General features: G+C 54.2%; 1 pseudogene. It reads right to left on the bottom strand.

The features are described from left to right. Nucleotides 1-596, bottom strand: a pseudogene (locus tag ACTHUR_RS15905) (signal recognition particle-docking protein FtsY); the annotation flags it as partial. Nucleotides 597-602: the final 6 nt, after the last annotated feature.

The raw sequence follows: 602 nt of genomic DNA, 5'->3' as shown, positions 1-602 counted from the left end.
TCCTCGTCGATTTGTCCGCCACCAAACACGCCGGCCAGCGATTTCGCCATTTTATCGCGTGATTTGGTCAAGCCTTGTTTCAAACGCGCAGCCCAACTGAGCTTGGGTTCTTCCACCGGAGCAGGGGCTTCAGCCGGTGTTTCCGCAACGGCTTCTTGAGCTTGCTCAACAGTCTCGCTAACTGCCTCAACAGCTTCTTCTTTGCCCGCTTCGGCCTGTCCTGCTGCTTCTTTTGCCGCCTCAGCCTGTTCTGCTACTTCTTCAGCAGCCTCAGCTACTTCAGACGGCATCTCGGCAACGGCTTCTTGAACCTGTTCAACAGCCTCGCTGACGGTTTCAACAGCCGCTTCTTTTGCCGCCTCAGCTTGTTCTGCTGCTTCCTCAACAGCCTCAGCCGCTTCAGACGGCATCTCGGCAACAGCTTCTTGAACCTGTTCAACAGCCTCGCTGACGGTTTCAACAGCCGCTTCTTTTGCCGCTTCAACGTGTTCTTCCACTTTTTCAACTGTTTCAGACGGCGTTTCGGTCAAAGCTTCCCGAACCTGCTCGACGGTTTCACTGACAGTTTCAACAGCCGATTCGACAACTGATTCAATATGCCC

The sequence above is a fragment of the Neisseria sp. P0021.S007 genome, from assembly GCF_051956855.1.
This window is presented reverse-complemented; position numbering and strand designations above follow the sequence as displayed.